The organism is Streptomyces sp. NPDC029526 (genome assembly GCF_040637405.1).
Lineage (GTDB): Bacteria > Actinomycetota > Actinomycetes > Streptomycetales > Streptomycetaceae > Streptomyces.
The window spans coordinates 38302-55254 of record NZ_JBEZWE010000025.1; the positions used below are offsets into that span (position 1 = coordinate 38302).

The window sequence follows — 16953 nt, forward strand, 5'->3', positions numbered from 1 at the left end:
CGTTCCGGGCTGGTCTCCGTACTCACCGTGCCACTCCGCTCCGGGCACCCGAGACGCCCGTTCGAATCGTGATCGGTTCCGGCCGCTGCTGACTCTACGACTGCCGCCCCCGGCAAGGTCAACAACCAACTCCACGAGCAGCGTGCGACTTGGTGAAGATCGTTCTGCGTCCAGGGTGGGCTAACCGGACTTCGAGTGACCGCACCTGGGCATGTCGGCCCTGTGCCCCGCTCAGCTGAGCGGGGCGCAAGGCCCAAAATTGTTGTTGCAAGGCGGGGATTGGGGGGGGCGTGCGGGGCGTGTGCCGACGGCCGGCACGCGGCGTGCGCTTGCCACCACCGGCCGCCGTGCGGACGCCGGTGAGGGTGTAGGCCAACGCGGCGGCGGCGACGATGGCGAGCAGGGCCAGGCCGGCCGCGTACGTTCCGTACTGACCGTACAGCGAGCCCATGACCAGCGGCGGCAGGAAGCCGCCCAGGCCGCCCGCGGCGCCGACCACACCGGTGACAGAGCCGACCTGGTCGGCCGGGGTACGCAGGGCCACCAGAGCGAAGGTCGCTCCGCTGCCCGCGCCGAGAGCGGCGGCCATGCCCAGGAAGGCGATGGTGCCTGCCGGGGCCAGCGCCGGGGTGAACGCCTGGGTCACCGCCCCGGCCACGACCACGACCAGCGAGCCGGCCAGCACGCGGACCGGGCCCAACCGGTCGGACAACCAGCCACCGATCGGACGCATCGCCACGGCGAGCAGCACGAAGCCGGCCATGCGGTTGGCGGCATCGGCCTGGGTGAGGCCGTAGCCGGTCTTGAGGTAGGTGGGCAGGTAGACGGAGAAGGCCACGTAGCCGCCGAACGCGACCGCGTACAGCGCGGACGCCTGCCAGGTGATGGGCAGCCGGGCGGTGGTGGCCAGGCGGCGGCCCAGCGGCTCGGTCGGCACGGTGCGGCCGGGTGCGTCCCGCAGCAGCAGCGCAGCGACCAAGGCGTAGCCGGCCAACACCGCGGCGGTGATCAGGAAGGGGGTAGACATGCTGTTCGCGTCGACCAGCTTCACCGTGGTCAAGGCGCTGATGGCGGTGCCGCCCATGCCGGCGCCGAAGACGCCGATGGCCAGGCCGCGCCGCTCGGGCGGGAACCAGGCGTTGACCAGCGGCACGCCGACGGCGAACGCGGTGCCGCCGATGCCGAGGAAGAAGCCGCCGATCAGCAGGGCGGCGAGGGAATCGTGTCCGGCCAGGCCGAGGTAGAGCACCGGCACGATGGTGGCCGCCGACACGATCGGGAACATGACCCGTCCGCCGAACCGGTCGGTCAGAGCGCCGACGGGGATGCGGCCCAGGGAGCCGACTACGACCGGAACCGCCACCAGCAGCGACTGCTCGAACGACGACAGGTCGAGGCCGTCCTTGAATCGGGGGCCGAGTGGGCTGAGCAGCGCCCACGCCCAGAAGTTCACGGCGAAACCGACCGTGGCCAGGGCCAGCATGAGCCAAGCCCGGCCGGACACCGGGGCGCTTGACGGCGAACTGCCGCTCATCGACTTCAACGGCTGGGCCATGTTGTCCGTCCCTTTCGTCGTGTGGTGGTGCTGCGCCACGTGGATCACACATGACCGCAGGCCCCTTGCCTGCGGAACGGCCTCCAGGAACCACTGTCCGCATCAGGGCCGACCGCAGGCATGGGCCAACAGTCCCTGCCGACGGACGGACGGTCCTCTGACTCGGACCCGGGAGTCCCTCCGCGCGGCCGCGTCCCTCCGCGCGGCCGCGGCCCTCGTCTACCGGCTTACCCGCACGGCTCCCGCGAAACGACGGCAGCGGTCGGCCGTCCGCACACCGCGAGGGGCCCATGGGGGTAGGGCCGGTCGGCCCTACCCCCACACGGCATCCGCGGGGACGATGGACCGATGTCCCACAACGATGCCTTCCGCGCACTCGACCGGCAGGAGTGCCTGCGCCTGCTCGCCAAGGTGCCGGTCGGCCGCGTCGTCTACACCCGACACGCACTGCCCGCGGTCCTGCCCATCAACTTCTCCCTCGACACGGACGCCTCCGTCCTGCTGCGCACGTCTCCGGACTCGGACCTCGTCCGCGCCATCGACGGCGTCGTGGTCGCCTTCGAGGCGGACGAGTTCGACGTCGCGAACCGGTCCGGCTGGAGCGTGGTCGTCACCGGACGGGCCACCGTCGTGACCGGTCCCGACGAGCACGCCCGGCTCTCGGAGACCGGCCCCGCGTCATGGATGCCCCTGCAGGACGAGGTGTTCGTACGAATCGAGTCGGAGATGGTCACCGGACGCGAACTCAGGGGAACGCCCGGCATGCGGTGAGGCGCGGCCCTGGGCTCCGGCCGCTTGGATTGCGGTGTCGGTCGGCTACCACGCCCACCCGGCCCACGCCGCCTTCGGCGGCTACAAGGGCTCGGGCACCGGCCACGAGACCCGCAAGATGAGGCTCGACCACTACCAGCAGACGAAGAACCAGCTGGTGAACAATGCCATGCAAAGGCTCGGCCTATTCCGAGGGGCACCCGCACGGGTACGTCGCACGGATATCGGCCGCCGCGACCTCGGGCAAGGCGGCCGGTCGGCACGGGCCCGGTGATACGCCATCAGCCCGGGGCCCTCCCGACCGCAGCCCCCCGATGGACCACTCGCTGCGGCGCTGTCCTCCGGCAGGACCCCGTTGCCGGGCCTCCTGTCGTGCACGGGGACCGCGGGGTCGGCGGTCGCGACGCACCCGGGACCCAGCCCCCGTCAACTCCGCGGCACATGAATCTCCTACCGAAGGGTCACCTGGCTCGTATGCACACGGACAGGCCCCGGGTGTCCGGAGCAGGACGGTGCAGCGCTCAGTCCTCCTCGGTTCCGGCTGCGGGAGGCGGTGCTGGCCGAGCAGCGGATTGCCCGGGGGCTCGCGGTGTGCCGGCGCCGTCCGGTCCGTAGCCGAAGCGGATCAGCACGTGAGGGTGGCACCGCTTGGGTCGCGGAAGGGCGGTCGCGGCCCGCAGGTCGGGCCATTCCATGGCCTGGTGCAGCAGTGACGTGCGCACCCCATGGGCGGTCGCCGTCAGGAGGACGTACTGCAGGGCCTGGCCCGCCCGCAACCAGTCCTCCCGCCGGTCGTGTGCCGTCCACAGCAGACCGAGCTGGACGTGGCGTTCGAACCACACGGCGGGCCGGCGGCCGGCGGAAAGGGGACCGGTGAAGTCCCGCATCGGCATGCGCTTACCCGCGTCCGGCGGGCCGAGTGCGGTGGCCGGTATGCCGTAGGGGGCATCCCTTCCTGGAGCGGTGATCCAGGTGAGGGTTTCGGCGGTGCGGTCCGGGTGGGCCTGGTTGCGTGCCTCGGCTGCGGCGGTCAGGCGCAGAAGCCGCCGTGTTCCGGCGAAGTCCGGTACGTGAAGACGTGCGCCGGCGGCGTGTGCCGCCGACGTCATCTCCGCCACGATCGGCTCGGGCACGGGGCGGCCGGTGAACGGCATCCGGCTCGTGTGCCGCCGCGCGATGGCCTCGTAGAGGCCATCGCTCATTGGCTGTTCGTCCGCGCCGAGGGGATCGGTCAGTCGTACGGTGGCCGACAGGCCGGGGTTGTGCGGGTCCGGCAACAGCCTCACCTCCGGGCGCCGGCCCAGGTGGAGGGCGGCGAGACGGAGGTTGAAGACGGCGGCGCCCACGGACAGGTACTGGGCGCGGTGCAGGGGGTCGGTCAGCGGCAGCGTGCGCTCCGGTGCCGAATGGACCTCCAGCACCTGGTGGTGGGGGTCGAGGCGGAAGCGCCAGGGCTGGGTGTTGTGGATCGACGGGGCCGCTACGGCGGCCCTCAGGAGCGACTCCACGGTGGCTGCGTCCAGGACGGCTCGGGTACGCATGATGCCTTCTCCTTCTCCTTTTCCTTCTTCTTCCCTTTTCTTCTTCGTGGCTGCTGGTCAGGTGACGGGCAGGGCGGTGGCGAGCACGACGACGCCGAGTGAGCCGACGAGGGAGGCGCCCGCCAGGGCGCGGGCCAGGTCCGCACGGCCCTTTGCGTGGGCGATGCCGTGTCCGGCCGCGGCAAACATCACCATCACGAACAGGGCGAGTTTGGTGGTCAGGGTGCGGCCGTAGCCGGGTTCGGCGAGCGAGGCCCAGGTGACTCCCTTGTGCCAGGCCATGGCCCAGCCGGTGGCCAGTTGCACGGGCAGGAACACCGCCCCGGTCAGCATCCCGAACCGGCGGCCGGCCGCGGCGGTGAAGCCGTCCTTGGCCTCCGGGGCGAGCAGATGGCGGGCCAGCGGCAGGACCACCAGGGAGAGGGCCAGCTGGCCCCCGACCCACAGGGCGGCGCCGGCCACGTGCGCGAAACGCACCAGGGACCACCAGCCGACGGTGTCCACTACTCGCTCACCTCCACGAGGCCGTGCGCGCCGGCCTCGGCGTGGCGCATGTCGTGGTCGACGAACGGGTAGTGGCCGGCCTCGGGGAACGTCGTCTCGACGAAGCCGCCCTGCGCCGGGGCCAGGTCCAGTACCTGGGCACCGCCCGCGTCGCCGGGCTTCAGCGCATAGGCGCCCTCCTTGTACATGGTGTCGAAGACGGTGCCGACGATGTGGAAGGCGAGACCGTCGCTGGGACCTGCGGCGACCACCCAGAAGCGGGCCCGCTCGCCGGCCTTCGCCTTCAGGGGCCGCTGGGTGTACTGGTTCGCGATGCCGTTGAACAACCAGGCGTCCGGGGTGTTCCGGCGCATCTTCGTCACCTGGGCCGTGCTGCCGGGCGTACCGGTGTAGAGCTCGGAGGAGACCAGCACGTACTCGTGGTCGACCTTCGCCAGGCCGGGTGGGTCGATGATCACGGCGCCGTACATCCCGTTGCCCATGTGCTGGAGCATCGGCGAGGTGCTGCAGTGGTACAGCCACGCTCCGGCCTTCTCGGCACGGAACCGGTAGACCAGCCGCTCACCCGGATCGAGGGTGCGCATGGGCTTGTCGGGGGCGAGGGCGCCGGCGTGGAAGTCGATACCGTGGCCCATGCCGGTGTCGTCGTTGACGAGGGTGATCTCGAAGACGTCGCCGACCTTGCCGCGCAGGGTGGGGCCGGGTGCGGTGCCGCCGAAGGTCCACATCTGCTGTTTCACGCCGGGGGCGACCTCCACCGTGGTGTGGGCGGCGTGCAGTTCGACCTCGTGGACGGTTCCGCCGGGCGCGGGGGCGAGTTCGGCGTCGCGTGCTTGCCAGCCGTCGGAGAAGTCGGCGGCGAGGTCCAGTCCGTTCCCGGTGGTGGAGTGCCCGTCATGACCGTCCGCGTGCTCGGCCGTGCCGTTCTTCGCGGTGTCCTTCACGACGATGTCCATCGTCATCCCGGCGGCCCGGTGGCCCGGCAGGGTGCACCACGCCTCGCGGTCCTCGGTGACGGTTCCGAGGTCGAGGGTATGACTGTCGCCCTTGCCGAGCATCGGAGTCGACGGGCCGTCCTCGACCTTGAGGTCGTGGCGCTGGACATCGGCGTTGGTGACCTTCAGCCGCAGCGCCGTTCCCGCAGCGACGTCGAGCCGGGCCGGGCGGATACGCATGGCGGCGAGGGTCACCTCGATGGTGCGGGTCGCGGCCGCAGCTCCGGTTCCCCCCGCGGAGGCGACGGCCGGATCGCCGGTGTCACCACCACTGTTGGCCACGAGCGCGGCCAGCACGGTCAGGACGACGCCCGCGGCCGTGCCCCACAGCGCGGGGCGCCGAGACGCACCGGCGGTTCCCGCGTCCGGGGACGCCTTCCGGCTGCTGCGGACGAGTACGGGCACCGCGAGGGTGAGGAACGCGGCCCCGGCCAGCGCGGCCAGCAGCATGCCGGTCGTGGCGGCGGGATCGGGCAGCGGGAGTGCCGCGAGCGCTACACCGGTGTTGAGGGCCGCCAGCCGCGGCAGCCAACCCCGTTCGAGCAGCGCCCGTACGGTGGCACGGTCTCCGGGGCCGCTGCTGAGGACGACCGGGAGCAGATAGGTGAGGGCCCCGATGAGGATCTGGGCGACGAAGCCGATGAGCAGCACCGGCAGCAGAGCGTCGATCGCGGCCTGTGCCTCCGCGAGCGGTCGGACGGCGAGCCGTGCCAGGTCGGCCGCCACGGCGATCAGCAGCCAGCAGGTGGCCGTGGCGAGCATCCAGGCTGCTGCCGCGGACACGGGACGGCTGCCGCGTACCGTACGCACGAGCAGGTGGACGGCGAGAGCCGCGCCCGCCGCATAGAGGGCGACGCCCGCCGCCGCCGGCAGGCGCCGGCCGAGGGCCAGAGCGGCGGCCGCGACCAGGAGTCCGCTGCCGGTGAGCCACAGCACCCATCGGGACACCGTGGTGGTGCGGTCCTTCATCCGTACGCCCAGCACGGTCGGCCACAGCATGAACAGCGTGCCCAGGACGGGCAGCCCGATCCAGCCGAGCAACGTGACGTGGAGGTGCGCCAGGCGCAGTCCGGCGTACCGGCCGGGCCCGCCGGCCCCGCCGCTCGACAGCATCCAGCCCAGGACGGCGCCGGCGATCAGAGCGGCGGTGGCCGCCCGGTAGTAGGAGACGATCGGCTTGAGCCGTCCGCCGAGTGCGCCCCGCCCCAGGCGGACCAGCATCACCAGGTGCGCGCCGGCCGCGGCCACCAGCGACGCGGCGGAGACGGCGGTGAGGACGGCAGTGGCGGTCCACACCCCGAGGAGCAGTCCGGCCACGGCGAGGTTGGCCGTCGCGAGCCGGGCGGTGCTCCAGCGCTGGTCGGGGATCCTCGCGTGCAGCAGGGCGACGGCGAAGTGCTCGCTCCAGATCAGGACGGCGGTGGTGACGGCACCGAGCAGGAACATGTGGATGGACAGCCAGCGGGCCACCGGCATGGTCTCCTGCGCCGCGGCCGCGAGCAGGGCCAGGCCCAGCCACGCCACGACCAGGACGTGGGCGCGCAGATGCCGGGCCTGCACACCCGACGCCCTGAATCTGTTCGGGTACTTGGCGGGTCCGCTCGCGTCGCCTGTCCCGGTGGGCCCGTCGGCAACGGTGGTCATGCCACTCCTCGGTGCTGTTGCGAACCCGCGTCGCTGTCCTGGTGCGAAGCGTTCCCGCCGTCGCTGCCGCGGGGCAGCAGCGCGGTCAACTCCGCCTGGTGGGGGAAGGATCCGGGGACGTATCCGCACCACGGTTCCTCGGCGTACGGGTCGCCGGTGACGCCGTACGCGCGCGATCGCGAGCCGCCGCAGACCCGGCGGAACTCGCAGGCTCCGCACCGGCCGCCCAACCGGTCGGCGTCCCGCAGTCCGGTGAAGAGCTCGGAGGTGCGGTAGATCTCCGTGAGCGGCGTCTCGCGGACGCTTCCGGCGCCCAGCGGCAGGAAGCCGCTGGGGTGCACGGTGCCGGTGTGGGAGATGAAGACGAAGCCGCGGCCCGCGTTGACGTCCAGCGGCGGACGCCTCGCCCGGCGCGCTGCGGCGTCCAGGCCCAGCTCGGCGGCCCGCTCGCGCAACTCCCGGTACAGCGGTCCGAGTCCGAGGACCGCCACGTGGTCGTCACCGGTGGCGGCGAGGATCCTGCGCTGCAGGGCGACGCGGCGGAAGTGGTGCGCCTCGGTGGTCTTGGCGGGTACGGTCAGGCCGACGTCGTGGACGAAGTTGAGGACGTCTTCCGTCTCCGCCGGTGTGAGTGCGCCGAGGGTGCGGCCGCGACCGGTGGGCACCAGGAAGAAGGCGCTCCACAGCATCGCGCCGTGCTCGGCGACCAGGCGGACGATGTCGGGGAGGTCGTGCAGGTTGTGCCGGGCGACCGTGGTGTTGATCTGCACTTTCATGCCGAGTGCGCGTGCGGTGTCCCAGGCGTCCAGGGTCCAGCGGAACACCCCGGCCACGCCTCGGAAGGTGTCGTGGAGGTCGGCGGTGGAACCGTCCAGACTCAGTGAGAGGCCGACGGTACCCGCGGTGTGCAGCTCCCGCAGCCGCTCGGCGGTGAGCGTCGGCGTACCGGAGGGGGACACCGCGACCCGGACGCCGGTCTCCCTGCCGTAGGCGATGAGCTCGGTCAGGTCGGGGCGCTGGAACGGGTCGCCACCGGTGATCACGAACAGCGGGGCGGGCTGCCCGAAGGCGGCCACTTGGTGCAGCAGGTCCTTGGCGGCGGCGGTGTCCAGTTCGCGCGGGTCGCGGTCGGGCACGGCCTCGGCACGGCAGTGCAGGCAGGCCAGCGGGCAGGCCCGGGTGGACTCCCAGATGACGATGAACGGCCGCTCCCCCGCGTCGTGTCGCTGACGCCGGATGGGCTGGGCGACGGCGTTCATCGCGCAGCCCGGCCGAGCGCCCGGAGGCTGTGTCCGGCCGCCCTGGAGTCGGGGCAGACGAGGCGGGCGGCCGGACGGTGACCTGACCGGGCAGGGCGCGGCACCCACCGCGAGCGACAGCGGTGGAATCGGCCTCGAGGGCGGTCGATGTGGTCGTGCACGAGACACCTCCGGATCGGTCGCCGTCAGCATCCACCGGCGGCGGTGGCCGGCGCGGCAGCCGATGGTCTTGTCGGACAGGGCCGTTGGTCCTTCTTCGTGCCAGTGCAAGAGGGCCGGACGGACCGTCGGAGAGGCAGCGCGGGCGGGGGTCCCCTGCGGCAGTCGGCCACTGCGTCGTCCGCGCTGCGCCTGCGGCGGTCAGGGACGGGGACGGGCCGTCTGGCCGGCACGGAATGCGGTCGTACCGATGGGCATCCGCGGCTCGATCCATGCCCGGCATGCAGGGTCGGGCGCGGTGGCCTCTCGGCCGGCCGGTCCCCGTCACAGGGACCATCGGGCCCTGTGGCGACCTGCAGGATGGGGTCGGAAGGCGATCCGGCAGGGACCGCCGGTCCCAGGCGGGGGGCGCGGTGTGCCGCCTAGCGTTCCCGGTCATGGAGAACGATCAGAACGCACGGCGTGAGGCGCTGCGCACCGGTGAAAGCTGGCCGCTGGCCGCCCGCAGGCTGCTCACCCGCCGTGAGGTGTCCGCCGACGGACGCGCCGTGTTCGGCACGGGCGATCCGAAGTGGGAGGGCTTCTACCGGGACCGCTGGTCGCACGACAAGGTGGTGCGATCCACGCACGGGGTGAACTGCACCGGTTCGTGCTCGTGGATGGTGTACGTCAAGGACGGCATCATCACCTGGGAGCACCAGGCCACCGACTATCCGTCGATCGGCGCGGACTGCCCGGAGTACGAGCCGCGCGGCTGCCCACGGGGGGCGTCGTTCTCCTGGTACACCTACTCCCCCAGCCGGGTCCGCTACCCCTACGTGCGCGGTGCCTTGCTGAAGCTGTGGCGCGAGGCCCGCAGACGGCTGGGCGACCCGGTGGCCGCCTGGGCCGAGATCACCGGCGACCCGGCGAAGGCGCGGGCGTACAAGCGGGCGCGCGGTAAGGGCGGTCTGGTGCGCGCCGACTGGGACGAGGTGAGCGAGCTGATCGCCGCCGCCCAGGTGCACACCGTCAAGACGTACGGTCCCGACCGCGTCGCCGGCTTCTCGCCCATCCCCGCGATGTCGATGGCGTCCTTTGCGGCAGGGGCACGGTTCCACTCACTGATCGGCGGCACGCTGCTGTCGTTCTACGACTGGTACGCCGACCTGCCGATCGCCTCCCCGCAGGTGTTCGGTGACCAGACGGACGTGCCGGAGGCGGCCGACTGGTGGAACGCCGGCTACCTGATCATGTGGGGCTCCAACATCCCGGTCACCCGCACACCCGACGCGCACTTCCTGACCGAGACCCGCTACAGCGGCACCAAGGTCGTCGCGGTCAGCCCGGACTACGCGGACAACGTCAAGCACGCCGACGAGTGGATGTCCCCGCACCCCGGCACCGACGGCGCGCTGGCGATGGCCATGGGACATGTGATCCTGCGCGAGTTCCTCGTGGACCGCGAGGTGCCCTACTTCCAGGACTACCTGCGGAAGTTCACCGACGCGCCGTTCCTGGTGACCCTGCGCCAGCACGACCACGGTCTCGTCCCGGACGGGTTCCTGACCGCCGCAGACCTCGGGCAGGACGGCGAGGAGAACGCGGAGTCCAAGACCGTCCTCCTGGACCGGGCCACAGGTGAACCCGTGGTCCCCGGCGGCTCGCTCGGCTTCCGCTGGGGGAAAGCCGGGCGGGGCCGCTGGAACCTCGAACTGGGTGATGTCGTCCCTGAGTTGAGCCTTCTCGAGCGTGCAGTGGACACGGCGGAGGTCGCGCTGCCCCGCTTCGACGAGGGAACCACGGAGGGCGGTTCGGTCATGGTCCGGGGCGTTCCGGTGCGCCGGATCGGCGGCCGGCTCGTCACCACCGTCTTCGACCTGATGCTCGCCCAGTACGGGGTACGACGCCCCGGGCTGCCGGGCACATGGCCGTCGTCGTACGAGGACGCGAGCGAGCCGTACACGCCTGCCTGGCAGGAGACGATCACCTCGGTTCCTGCGGAGCAGGCGGCCCGGATCGCCCGTGAGTTCGCCCGCAACGCCCAGCGCACCCAGGGCCGTTCAATGATCGCGCTGGGTGCCGGAACCAACCACTGGTTCCACTCCGACACCATCTACCGCGCCTTCCTGGCCCTGACCACCATGACCGGCTGCCAGGGCGTCAACGGCGGCGGCTGGGCGCACTACGTCGGCCAGGAGAAGGTCCGCCCGGTCACCGGGCAGCAGCATCTGTCCTTCGCCTTCGACTGGCAGCGGCCCACCCGGCACATGGCGGGCACCTCGTACTGGTACCTCAACTCCGACCAGTGGCGCTACGAGGCGTTCGGGCCCGACGAGCTGGCCTCCCCGCTCGGCAACGGCCGGTTCAAGGGCAAGGCGTTCGCGGACACACTCGCGCAGGCCGTGCGGCTGGGCTGGAGTCCGGGTCACCCCGGCTTCAACCGCAATCCCCTCGACCTGACCGACGAGGCAGCCGCGGCAGGGCGGCCGGTCGCCGAGCACATCGTCGACGAGCTGAAGTCGGGGCGGCTGCGGTTCGCCGCCGAGGACCCCGACGACCCGGCCAACTTCCCGCGCGTACTGACCGTGTGGCGGGCGAACCTGCTGGGTTCCTCCGGCAAGGGCAACGAGTACTTCCTGCGCCATCTGCTGGGCACCGACGCGGCAGTCCGCTCCGAGGAGACCCCGCCCGAGCACCGGCCGAAGGACGTGGTGTGGCGGGACGAGGCGCCCGAGGGCAAGGTCGACCTGCTGGTCACCATGGACTTCCGGATGACCTCCACCGGTCTGTTCTCCGACGTCGTCCTGCCGGCCGCGACCTGGTACGAGAAGGACGACCTGTCCAGCACGGACATGCACCCCTTCGTGCACGCCTTCACCCCGGCCATCGCCCCACCCTGGCAGGCCCGCACCGACTACGACACCTTCCTGACCATGGCCGACCGGTTCAGTGAGCTGGCCGCCGAACACCTCGGCACGCGCACCGACGTTCTCGCCGTTCCGCTGCTGCACGACACCCCGGACGAACTCGCCCAGCCGGGCGGAGTGGTGCGGGACTGGAAGACCGGGGAGTGCGAGCCGATACCGGGCCGGACCATGCCCAAGCTGGCCGTCATCGAACGGGACTACGCCGCGATCGCGCAGAAGATGCGCGCCGTCGGCCCGCTGCTGGACACCCTGGGCACCACCACCAAGGGCGTCACCGTCCACCCCGAGCGGGAGATCGAGGACCTGCGCCGGCGCAACGGCACCGTCCGGGACGGGATCGCAGCCGGCCGGCCCTCGCTCGCCACCGCCTCCGACATGTGCGAGGCGATCCTCGCCCTGTCCGGCACCACCAACGGACGCCTGGCCACCGAGGGCTTCCGCGAACTGGAGCGGCAGACCGGCAGCGAAGGGCTCGTCGAGCTCGCCTCCGAACGCGAGGCCGAGCGGATCACCTTCGCCGACACCCGCGCCCAGCCACGCTCCGTGATCACCTCCTACGAGTGGTCGGGCTCGGAGACGGGTGGCCGCCGCTACTCCCCGTTCGTCATCAACACCGAGCACAAGAAGCCCTGGCACACCCTCACCGGCCGCCAGCACTTCTTCGTCCAGCACGACTGGATCGCCGAACTCGGTGAGCAACTACCGGTCTACCGGCCGCCGTTGAACACCCCCCGGCACTACGGCGACGAGCAGCTGCGCGAGGACGGCCGGGCCGAGGTCACCGTCCGCTATCTGACCCCGCACTCGAAGTGGTCCATCCACTCCAACTACCAGGACAACAAGTACATGCTCGACCTGTCCCGCGGCGGCCCGGTCATCTGGATGTCGCTGGAGGACGCCGAGAAGATCGGCGTGAAGGACAACGAGTGGATCGAGGCGTACAACCGCAACGGCGTCGTCGCCGCCCGCGCCGTGGTCACCCACCGGATGCCGGAGGGAACCGTGTACATGTACCACGCCCAGGACCGCAACGTGAACGTCCCGAAGACCGAGGTCAGTGGCCGCCGCGGCGGCATCCACAACTCGCTGACCCGCCTGCTGCTCAAACCCACCCACCTCGCCGGCGGCTACGCCCAGTTCACCTACGCCTTCAACTACTACGGACCCACCGGCAACCAGCGCGACGAGGTCACCGTCATCCGTCGTCGCTCGCAGGATGTGGAGTACTGACATGCGCGTGATGGCTCAAGTGGCGATGGTGATGAACCTCGACAAGTGCATCGGGTGCCACACCTGCTCGGTCACCTGCAAGCAGACGTGGACCAACCGCACCGGCGTCGAGTACGCCTGGTTCAACAACGTCGAGACCAAGCCCGGCGTCGGCTACCCCCGCCGCTACGAGGACCAGGAGCAGTGGAAGGGCGGCTGGATGCTCGACCGGCGCGGACGTCTCGTCCTGCGCTCCGGGGGGCGGGTCAAGCGGCTGCTCTCGCTGTTCTCCAACCCCGACCTGCCGTCCCTGGAGGACTACTACGAGCCGGTCACCTACGACTACGACAACCTCATCAGCGCCCCCGCCGGACCGGACGTGCCCGTCGCCCGGCCCCGCTCGGTCCTCACCGGGAAGCCCACGGCCATCACGTGGGGGGCCAACTGGGAGGACGGGCTCGGCGGCGCCCCGGAGAACGCCGGCGCCGACCCCAACCTGTCGGGCGAGTGGGCCGAGAAGGTGAGGTTCGAGTTCGAGCAGACCTTCCTCTTCCACCTGCCCCGGCTGTGCGAGCACTGCCTCAACCCCGCCTGTGTTTCCGCCTGTCCGTCGGGCGCCATGTACAAGCGGGTCGAGGACGGCATCGTCCTGGTCGACCAGGACAAGTGCCGCGGCTGGCGGATGTGCGTGACGGCGTGCCCGTACAAGAAGGTGTACGTCAACCACACCACCGGCAAGGCCGAGAAGTGCACCTTCTGCTTCCCGCGCATCGAGGCCGGGCAGCCCACCGTCTGCTCCGAGACCTGCGTCGGCCGGCTGCGCTACCTCGGCCTGCTGCTGTACGACGCCGACCGCGTCGGCGAGGCCGCCGCCACCCCGGACGAGAAGGACCTGCTGGACGCCCAGCGGGGCGTATTCCTCGACCCGCACGACCCCGAGGTCGCCGCCGCCGCACGGGCGTCGGGCATACCCGAGGACTGGCTGGAGGCGGCCCGGCGCTCCCCCGTGTACGACCTGGTCATGCGCTACAGGGTCGCGCTGCCCCTGCACCCGGAGTACCGCACCCTGCCCATGGTCTGGTACGTGCCGCCGCTTTCCCCGGTACTGGACGCCGTCGACGCGGCCGGCGGCGACCAGGACGACCCCGACCACGTGTTCGCTGCCGTCACCCGGCTGCGCATCCCGCTGGAGTACCTGGCGGAGCTGTTCACCGCCGGCGACTCCGAAGTGGTCGCCGGGGTGCTGATGAAGCTCACCGCGCTGCGCTCGTACATGCGCGAGCGCACCCTCGGCGAGGCCGGCGACGAGGCCGTGCTCAAGGCCGTCGGGCTCACCGTACGCGAGGCGGAGGACCTGCACCGACTCCTCGCCGTCGCCAAATACCAGGACCGCTACGTCGTCCCCGCCGCCCACAAGGAGGACGCCGCCGCGCTCACCGCGATGGAGAACCGCTGCCCGGTCGAGACGTCCGGCGACCCCGAGCCCCGCAAGATCATGCTCGGCATCCCCACCCTGCGCCGCAACACCACTGCCGGAGGCCGATCGTGAGCCCGCTGCCGGCATCGATTCCCGCCCTCGTCCGCACCCGCATCCGGGCCGCCGTGCGCCGCCCAGCCAGGCTCACCCCCGAGGAGACGGCGGGCCGGGCGCTGACACTGCGGCTCGTATCGCTGCTCCTGCAGTATCCGGACGTGGAACTGACCGCAGCGCGTGCCGAGTTGACGACCGCAGTCACAGCTCTGCCGGCCACGCCCGCGGCGGAACACCTCGCCCGGTTCACCGACTGGTTCGGCGCACAGGATTCCGAGGCGCTGGAGCGGCACTACGTCGAGATGTTCGACCTGCGCCGGAAAAGCAGCCTCTACCTCACCTACTACCTGCACGGCGACACCCGCCGCCGCGGCATGGCCCTGCTCACCCTCAACCAGCGTTACCGGGCCGCCGGCTGGGACACCGGCGGCGGTGAACTCCCCGACCACCTTCCGGTCGTCCTGGAGTTCGCAGCCCTGGCAGGCCCCGGTGGCGGCGAGGCCCCCCTGCGCCAGCACCGACGCGGCCTGGAACTGATCCACCGTGCTCTGACCGACGCCGACTCCCCCTACCGACACCTCCTGGCCGCGCTGCTCAGCCTGCTGCCACCGCCCACCGAGGCCGACCGCGCGGCAGTGGCCCGGCTCGTCGCCGAGGGCCCGCCCGACGAAGAGGTCGGCCTCGACCCCTACGGGACCTACGGAGACGGGGAGTTCGCACCTCCCGGCACCTTCGTACCACCCATGCAGGCCCCGCCGACGCGAGTCCCGCCCGCCCCGACCAGCCGTACGGAAGGCCTCCGATGAACGCCGTACCCGTCCCCGTGGCCGCCGCCTCGGCGAGTGGTGCCGACCTGCTCCTGTGGGTCGCCGTCCCCTACATCTGCCTCGCCGTGTTCGTGGTCGGGCACATCTGGCGCTACCGTCAGGACCAGTTCGGCTGGACCTCCCGCACCACCCAGCTTCTCGAACACCGCTGGCTGCGCTGGGGCAGCCCGCTGTTCCACCTCGGTGCCTTCATGGTCATCGCCGGACATGTCGTGGGCCTCGCCATCCCCCACGCGTGGACCGAAGCCGTCGGCATCACAGAGCACACCTACCACACCACGGCCGTCTGGGCGGGCTCGGTGGCGGGCGTAGCCATGGTCGCCGGACTCGGCATGCTGTGCGCCCGCCGGCTGCTGAACCGCCAGATCCGCCGGGGCACCGACCGCAGCGACAAGCTCCTCTTCCCCCTGCTGTCCGCCACCGTCCTGCTCGGCATCACCGCCACCGCCGCCCACAACGTCTTCGGCGCCGGCTACGACTACCGCTCCACCGTCTCCGTCTGGTTCCGCGGCCTGTTCGTCCTCCAGCCCCACCCGGAGGCGATCTCCGGAGCCCCGCTGCTGTTCCAGCTCCACGCCCTGACCGCCTTCCTGCTCTTCGCCGCCTGGCCGTTCACCCGTCTGGTCCACGTGTGGAGCGCCCCGATCGGCTACCTGACTCGCCCGTACCTGGTCTACCGACGGCGCACCACCCCGACGGCAGCCACGACGACGGGCGGCCGGACCCGGTCAGCCTCGGGCTCCCGGCGAGCGGCATGAGTCACGGACCCGCGCTCGCGCTGGCGGCCCCGTCCACCCGGTCTGCCGCCGCGGTGGGCGCGAGCCGCCGCACGGGGTGGGTGATGGTCGTCACCGGGATCGTCGGCTGGCTGGCCTCCTTCCAGCTCACCGTGGACGACTGGCGGCTGCTGCGCGACCCCGCCTACCAGCCGCCGTGCGACATCAGCCCCGTCGTGAGCTGCGGCAGCGTCATGTCCAGTCCCCAGGGCAGTCTGCTCGGCTTCCCCAACATGCTGCTGGGGCTGGGTGCCTTCGCCGCGGTGATCGCCCTGGGCATCGCCGTGCTCTGCGGGGCTCGACTGCACCGCCGGCTGTGGCTCGCGCTGACCGCCGGCGCGCTGGTCGGAGTGGTGTTCGCGCACTGGCTGATCGGTCAGTCGCTCTACGAGCTCAACAAGCTCTGCCCCTACTGCGCCGTGGTCTGGATCGCCACCATCGCCCTGTTCTGGTACCTCACCCTGCACTGCCTGGAACGGGGGATCGTCCCCGTGCCCCGAGGCGTGCTGCATGTCGTCCGCGACACCCACTGGATGCTCCTCAGCGCCTGGTACGGCGTGATTGCGCTCCTCGTCCTCACCCGCTTCTGGCCTTACTGGAGCAGCCTGCTGTAACCGGCCACCGCCCTCCGCGCACAGGCCGCGCACTGGTCGCATGGCCACGAACGAGAGGACAGGGATCGTGGACGACGTACTGCAGGTATGAACCGCCACTCTCAAGGCCGAGCTGTGCATCGAGCTCGAAGTCGACCGGGCGCTGCTCCTCGCCCTCGCGGGCGATGCCGCTCACGGTGTCGCCCCGCCCGCCGCACCGCTGACGACCTTCCTGGTCGGGTACGCGGCAGGGCAGCAGGCGGGGGACGGGTCCGAAGCGGTGGCAGACGCATCCGGTACGCCGGAGAACTCGCCGCCCGGTGGGCTGCCGAGGCCGGCCACAGCCCTGGCTCGGGGGCAGCATGACGAACCACGCCGCCGATTACGTTCCAGGGGCCGTGCACCACTGATCCTGCGTTTGGCCCGTTCGCAGCCCTGCTCCGCTGGTAGGACAACCGCGCGAGCCCAGGGCACTGGCCGAGGCTCTTCGGACGCGCTTCGAGGACGCCAGCCTGACCATGACCCTCACTCAGAAAGCGGCGGGGTTGGGGCACGGCCCTCAAACGGTCGACGATCCCGACAACCACGGCCGTCGTCGCAGTGCTGCGACGACGCGCCGGGGTTGGGGGCTAGCGGGGGGGGGGGTGGGGGGGCCGATAACCGCCCCAGGTGGGGACCCC

At 71.5% G+C, this 16953-nt stretch carries 12 protein-coding genes and 1 pseudogene; 8 read left to right on the forward strand and 5 right to left on the reverse strand.

Annotated elements, in window-relative coordinates; all coding sequences use genetic code 11:
* Nucleotides 1–118: 118 nt before the first annotated feature.
* A complete protein-coding gene (locus AB0F01_RS29550; RefSeq protein WP_362102019.1) occupies nucleotides 119–1534 on the reverse strand; it encodes an MFS transporter in 1416 nt (471 codons plus the stop codon).
* Between the two features lie 369 nt (nucleotides 1535–1903).
* On the opposite strand from AB0F01_RS29550, the gene AB0F01_RS29555 reads away from it, so the two are divergent.
* Together AB0F01_RS29555 and AB0F01_RS29560 are read left to right on the forward strand one after the other, a co-directional pair.
* On the forward strand, nucleotides 1904–2326 hold the full coding sequence (locus tag AB0F01_RS29555; RefSeq protein ID WP_362101989.1) for a pyridoxamine 5'-phosphate oxidase family protein: 423 nt from the start codon (nucleotides 1904–1906) through the stop codon (nucleotides 2324–2326).
* Nucleotides 2327–2360: 34 nt separating this feature from the next.
* Nucleotides 2361–2600: a hypothetical protein gene (locus AB0F01_RS29560; protein WP_362102020.1), complete on the forward strand. Its 240-nt coding sequence runs from the start codon at nucleotides 2361–2363 to the stop codon at nucleotides 2598–2600.
* Between the two features lie 247 nt (nucleotides 2601–2847).
* Here the strand turns inward: AB0F01_RS29560 and AB0F01_RS29565 are convergent, their stop codons facing one another.
* From AB0F01_RS29565 to AB0F01_RS29580, 4 genes are read right to left on the reverse strand one after another with little or no spacing between them, the layout of a single operon-like run.
* Nucleotides 2848–3867, reverse strand: a complete 1020-nt coding sequence (locus AB0F01_RS29565; RefSeq protein ID WP_362101992.1) for a nitroreductase family protein — start codon at nucleotides 3865–3867, stop codon at nucleotides 2848–2850.
* A gap of 57 nt (nucleotides 3868–3924) precedes the next feature.
* Nucleotides 3925–4371 (reverse strand): hypothetical protein, encoded by a 447-nt coding sequence (locus AB0F01_RS29570; RefSeq protein ID WP_362101995.1) that lies wholly within the window; start codon nucleotides 4369–4371, stop codon nucleotides 3925–3927.
* Nucleotides 4371–7010 (reverse strand): multicopper oxidase domain-containing protein, encoded by a 2640-nt coding sequence (locus AB0F01_RS29575; RefSeq protein ID WP_362101998.1) that lies wholly within the window; start codon nucleotides 7008–7010, stop codon nucleotides 4371–4373. Before AB0F01_RS29575 ends, AB0F01_RS29570 begins: the two co-directional genes overlap by 1 nt.
* Nucleotides 7007–8269: a TIGR04053 family radical SAM/SPASM domain-containing protein gene (locus AB0F01_RS29580; RefSeq protein ID WP_362102000.1), complete on the reverse strand. Its 1263-nt coding sequence runs from the start codon at nucleotides 8267–8269 to the stop codon at nucleotides 7007–7009. The genes AB0F01_RS29575 and AB0F01_RS29580 overlap by 4 nt, the downstream gene beginning before the upstream one ends.
* Before the next feature lie 596 nt (nucleotides 8270–8865).
* Here AB0F01_RS29580 and AB0F01_RS29585 point away from each other — a divergent pair.
* The 6 genes and pseudogenes from AB0F01_RS29585 to AB0F01_RS29610 form a co-directional block, all read left to right on the forward strand.
* Nucleotides 8866–12567 (forward strand): nitrate reductase subunit alpha, encoded by a 3702-nt coding sequence (locus tag AB0F01_RS29585; RefSeq protein WP_362102003.1) that lies wholly within the window; start codon nucleotides 8866–8868, stop codon nucleotides 12565–12567.
* A gap of 1 nt (nucleotide 12568) precedes the next feature.
* Entirely contained in the window at nucleotides 12569–14095 is a 1527-nt protein-coding gene (narH, locus tag AB0F01_RS29590) for a nitrate reductase subunit beta (protein WP_362102004.1), read from the forward strand.
* A complete protein-coding gene (gene narJ, locus AB0F01_RS29595; protein ID WP_362102007.1) occupies nucleotides 14092–14883 on the forward strand; it encodes a nitrate reductase molybdenum cofactor assembly chaperone in 792 nt (263 codons plus the stop codon). Before narH ends, narJ begins: the two co-directional genes overlap by 4 nt.
* Nucleotides 14880–15662, forward strand: coding sequence for a respiratory nitrate reductase subunit gamma (gene narI / locus AB0F01_RS29600; RefSeq protein ID WP_362102010.1), 783 nt, complete (start codon nucleotides 14880–14882; stop codon nucleotides 15660–15662). Before narJ ends, narI begins: the two co-directional genes overlap by 4 nt.
* A complete protein-coding gene (locus AB0F01_RS29605) occupies nucleotides 15659–16294 on the forward strand; it encodes a vitamin K epoxide reductase family protein (RefSeq protein ID WP_362102013.1) in 636 nt (211 codons plus the stop codon). Before narI ends, AB0F01_RS29605 begins: the two co-directional genes overlap by 4 nt.
* A 97-nt stretch (nucleotides 16295–16391) precedes the next feature.
* Nucleotides 16392–16639: pseudogene (locus AB0F01_RS29610) on the forward strand (DUF6457 domain-containing protein); the annotation flags it as partial.
* Between the last annotated feature and the right edge of the window lie 314 nt (nucleotides 16640–16953).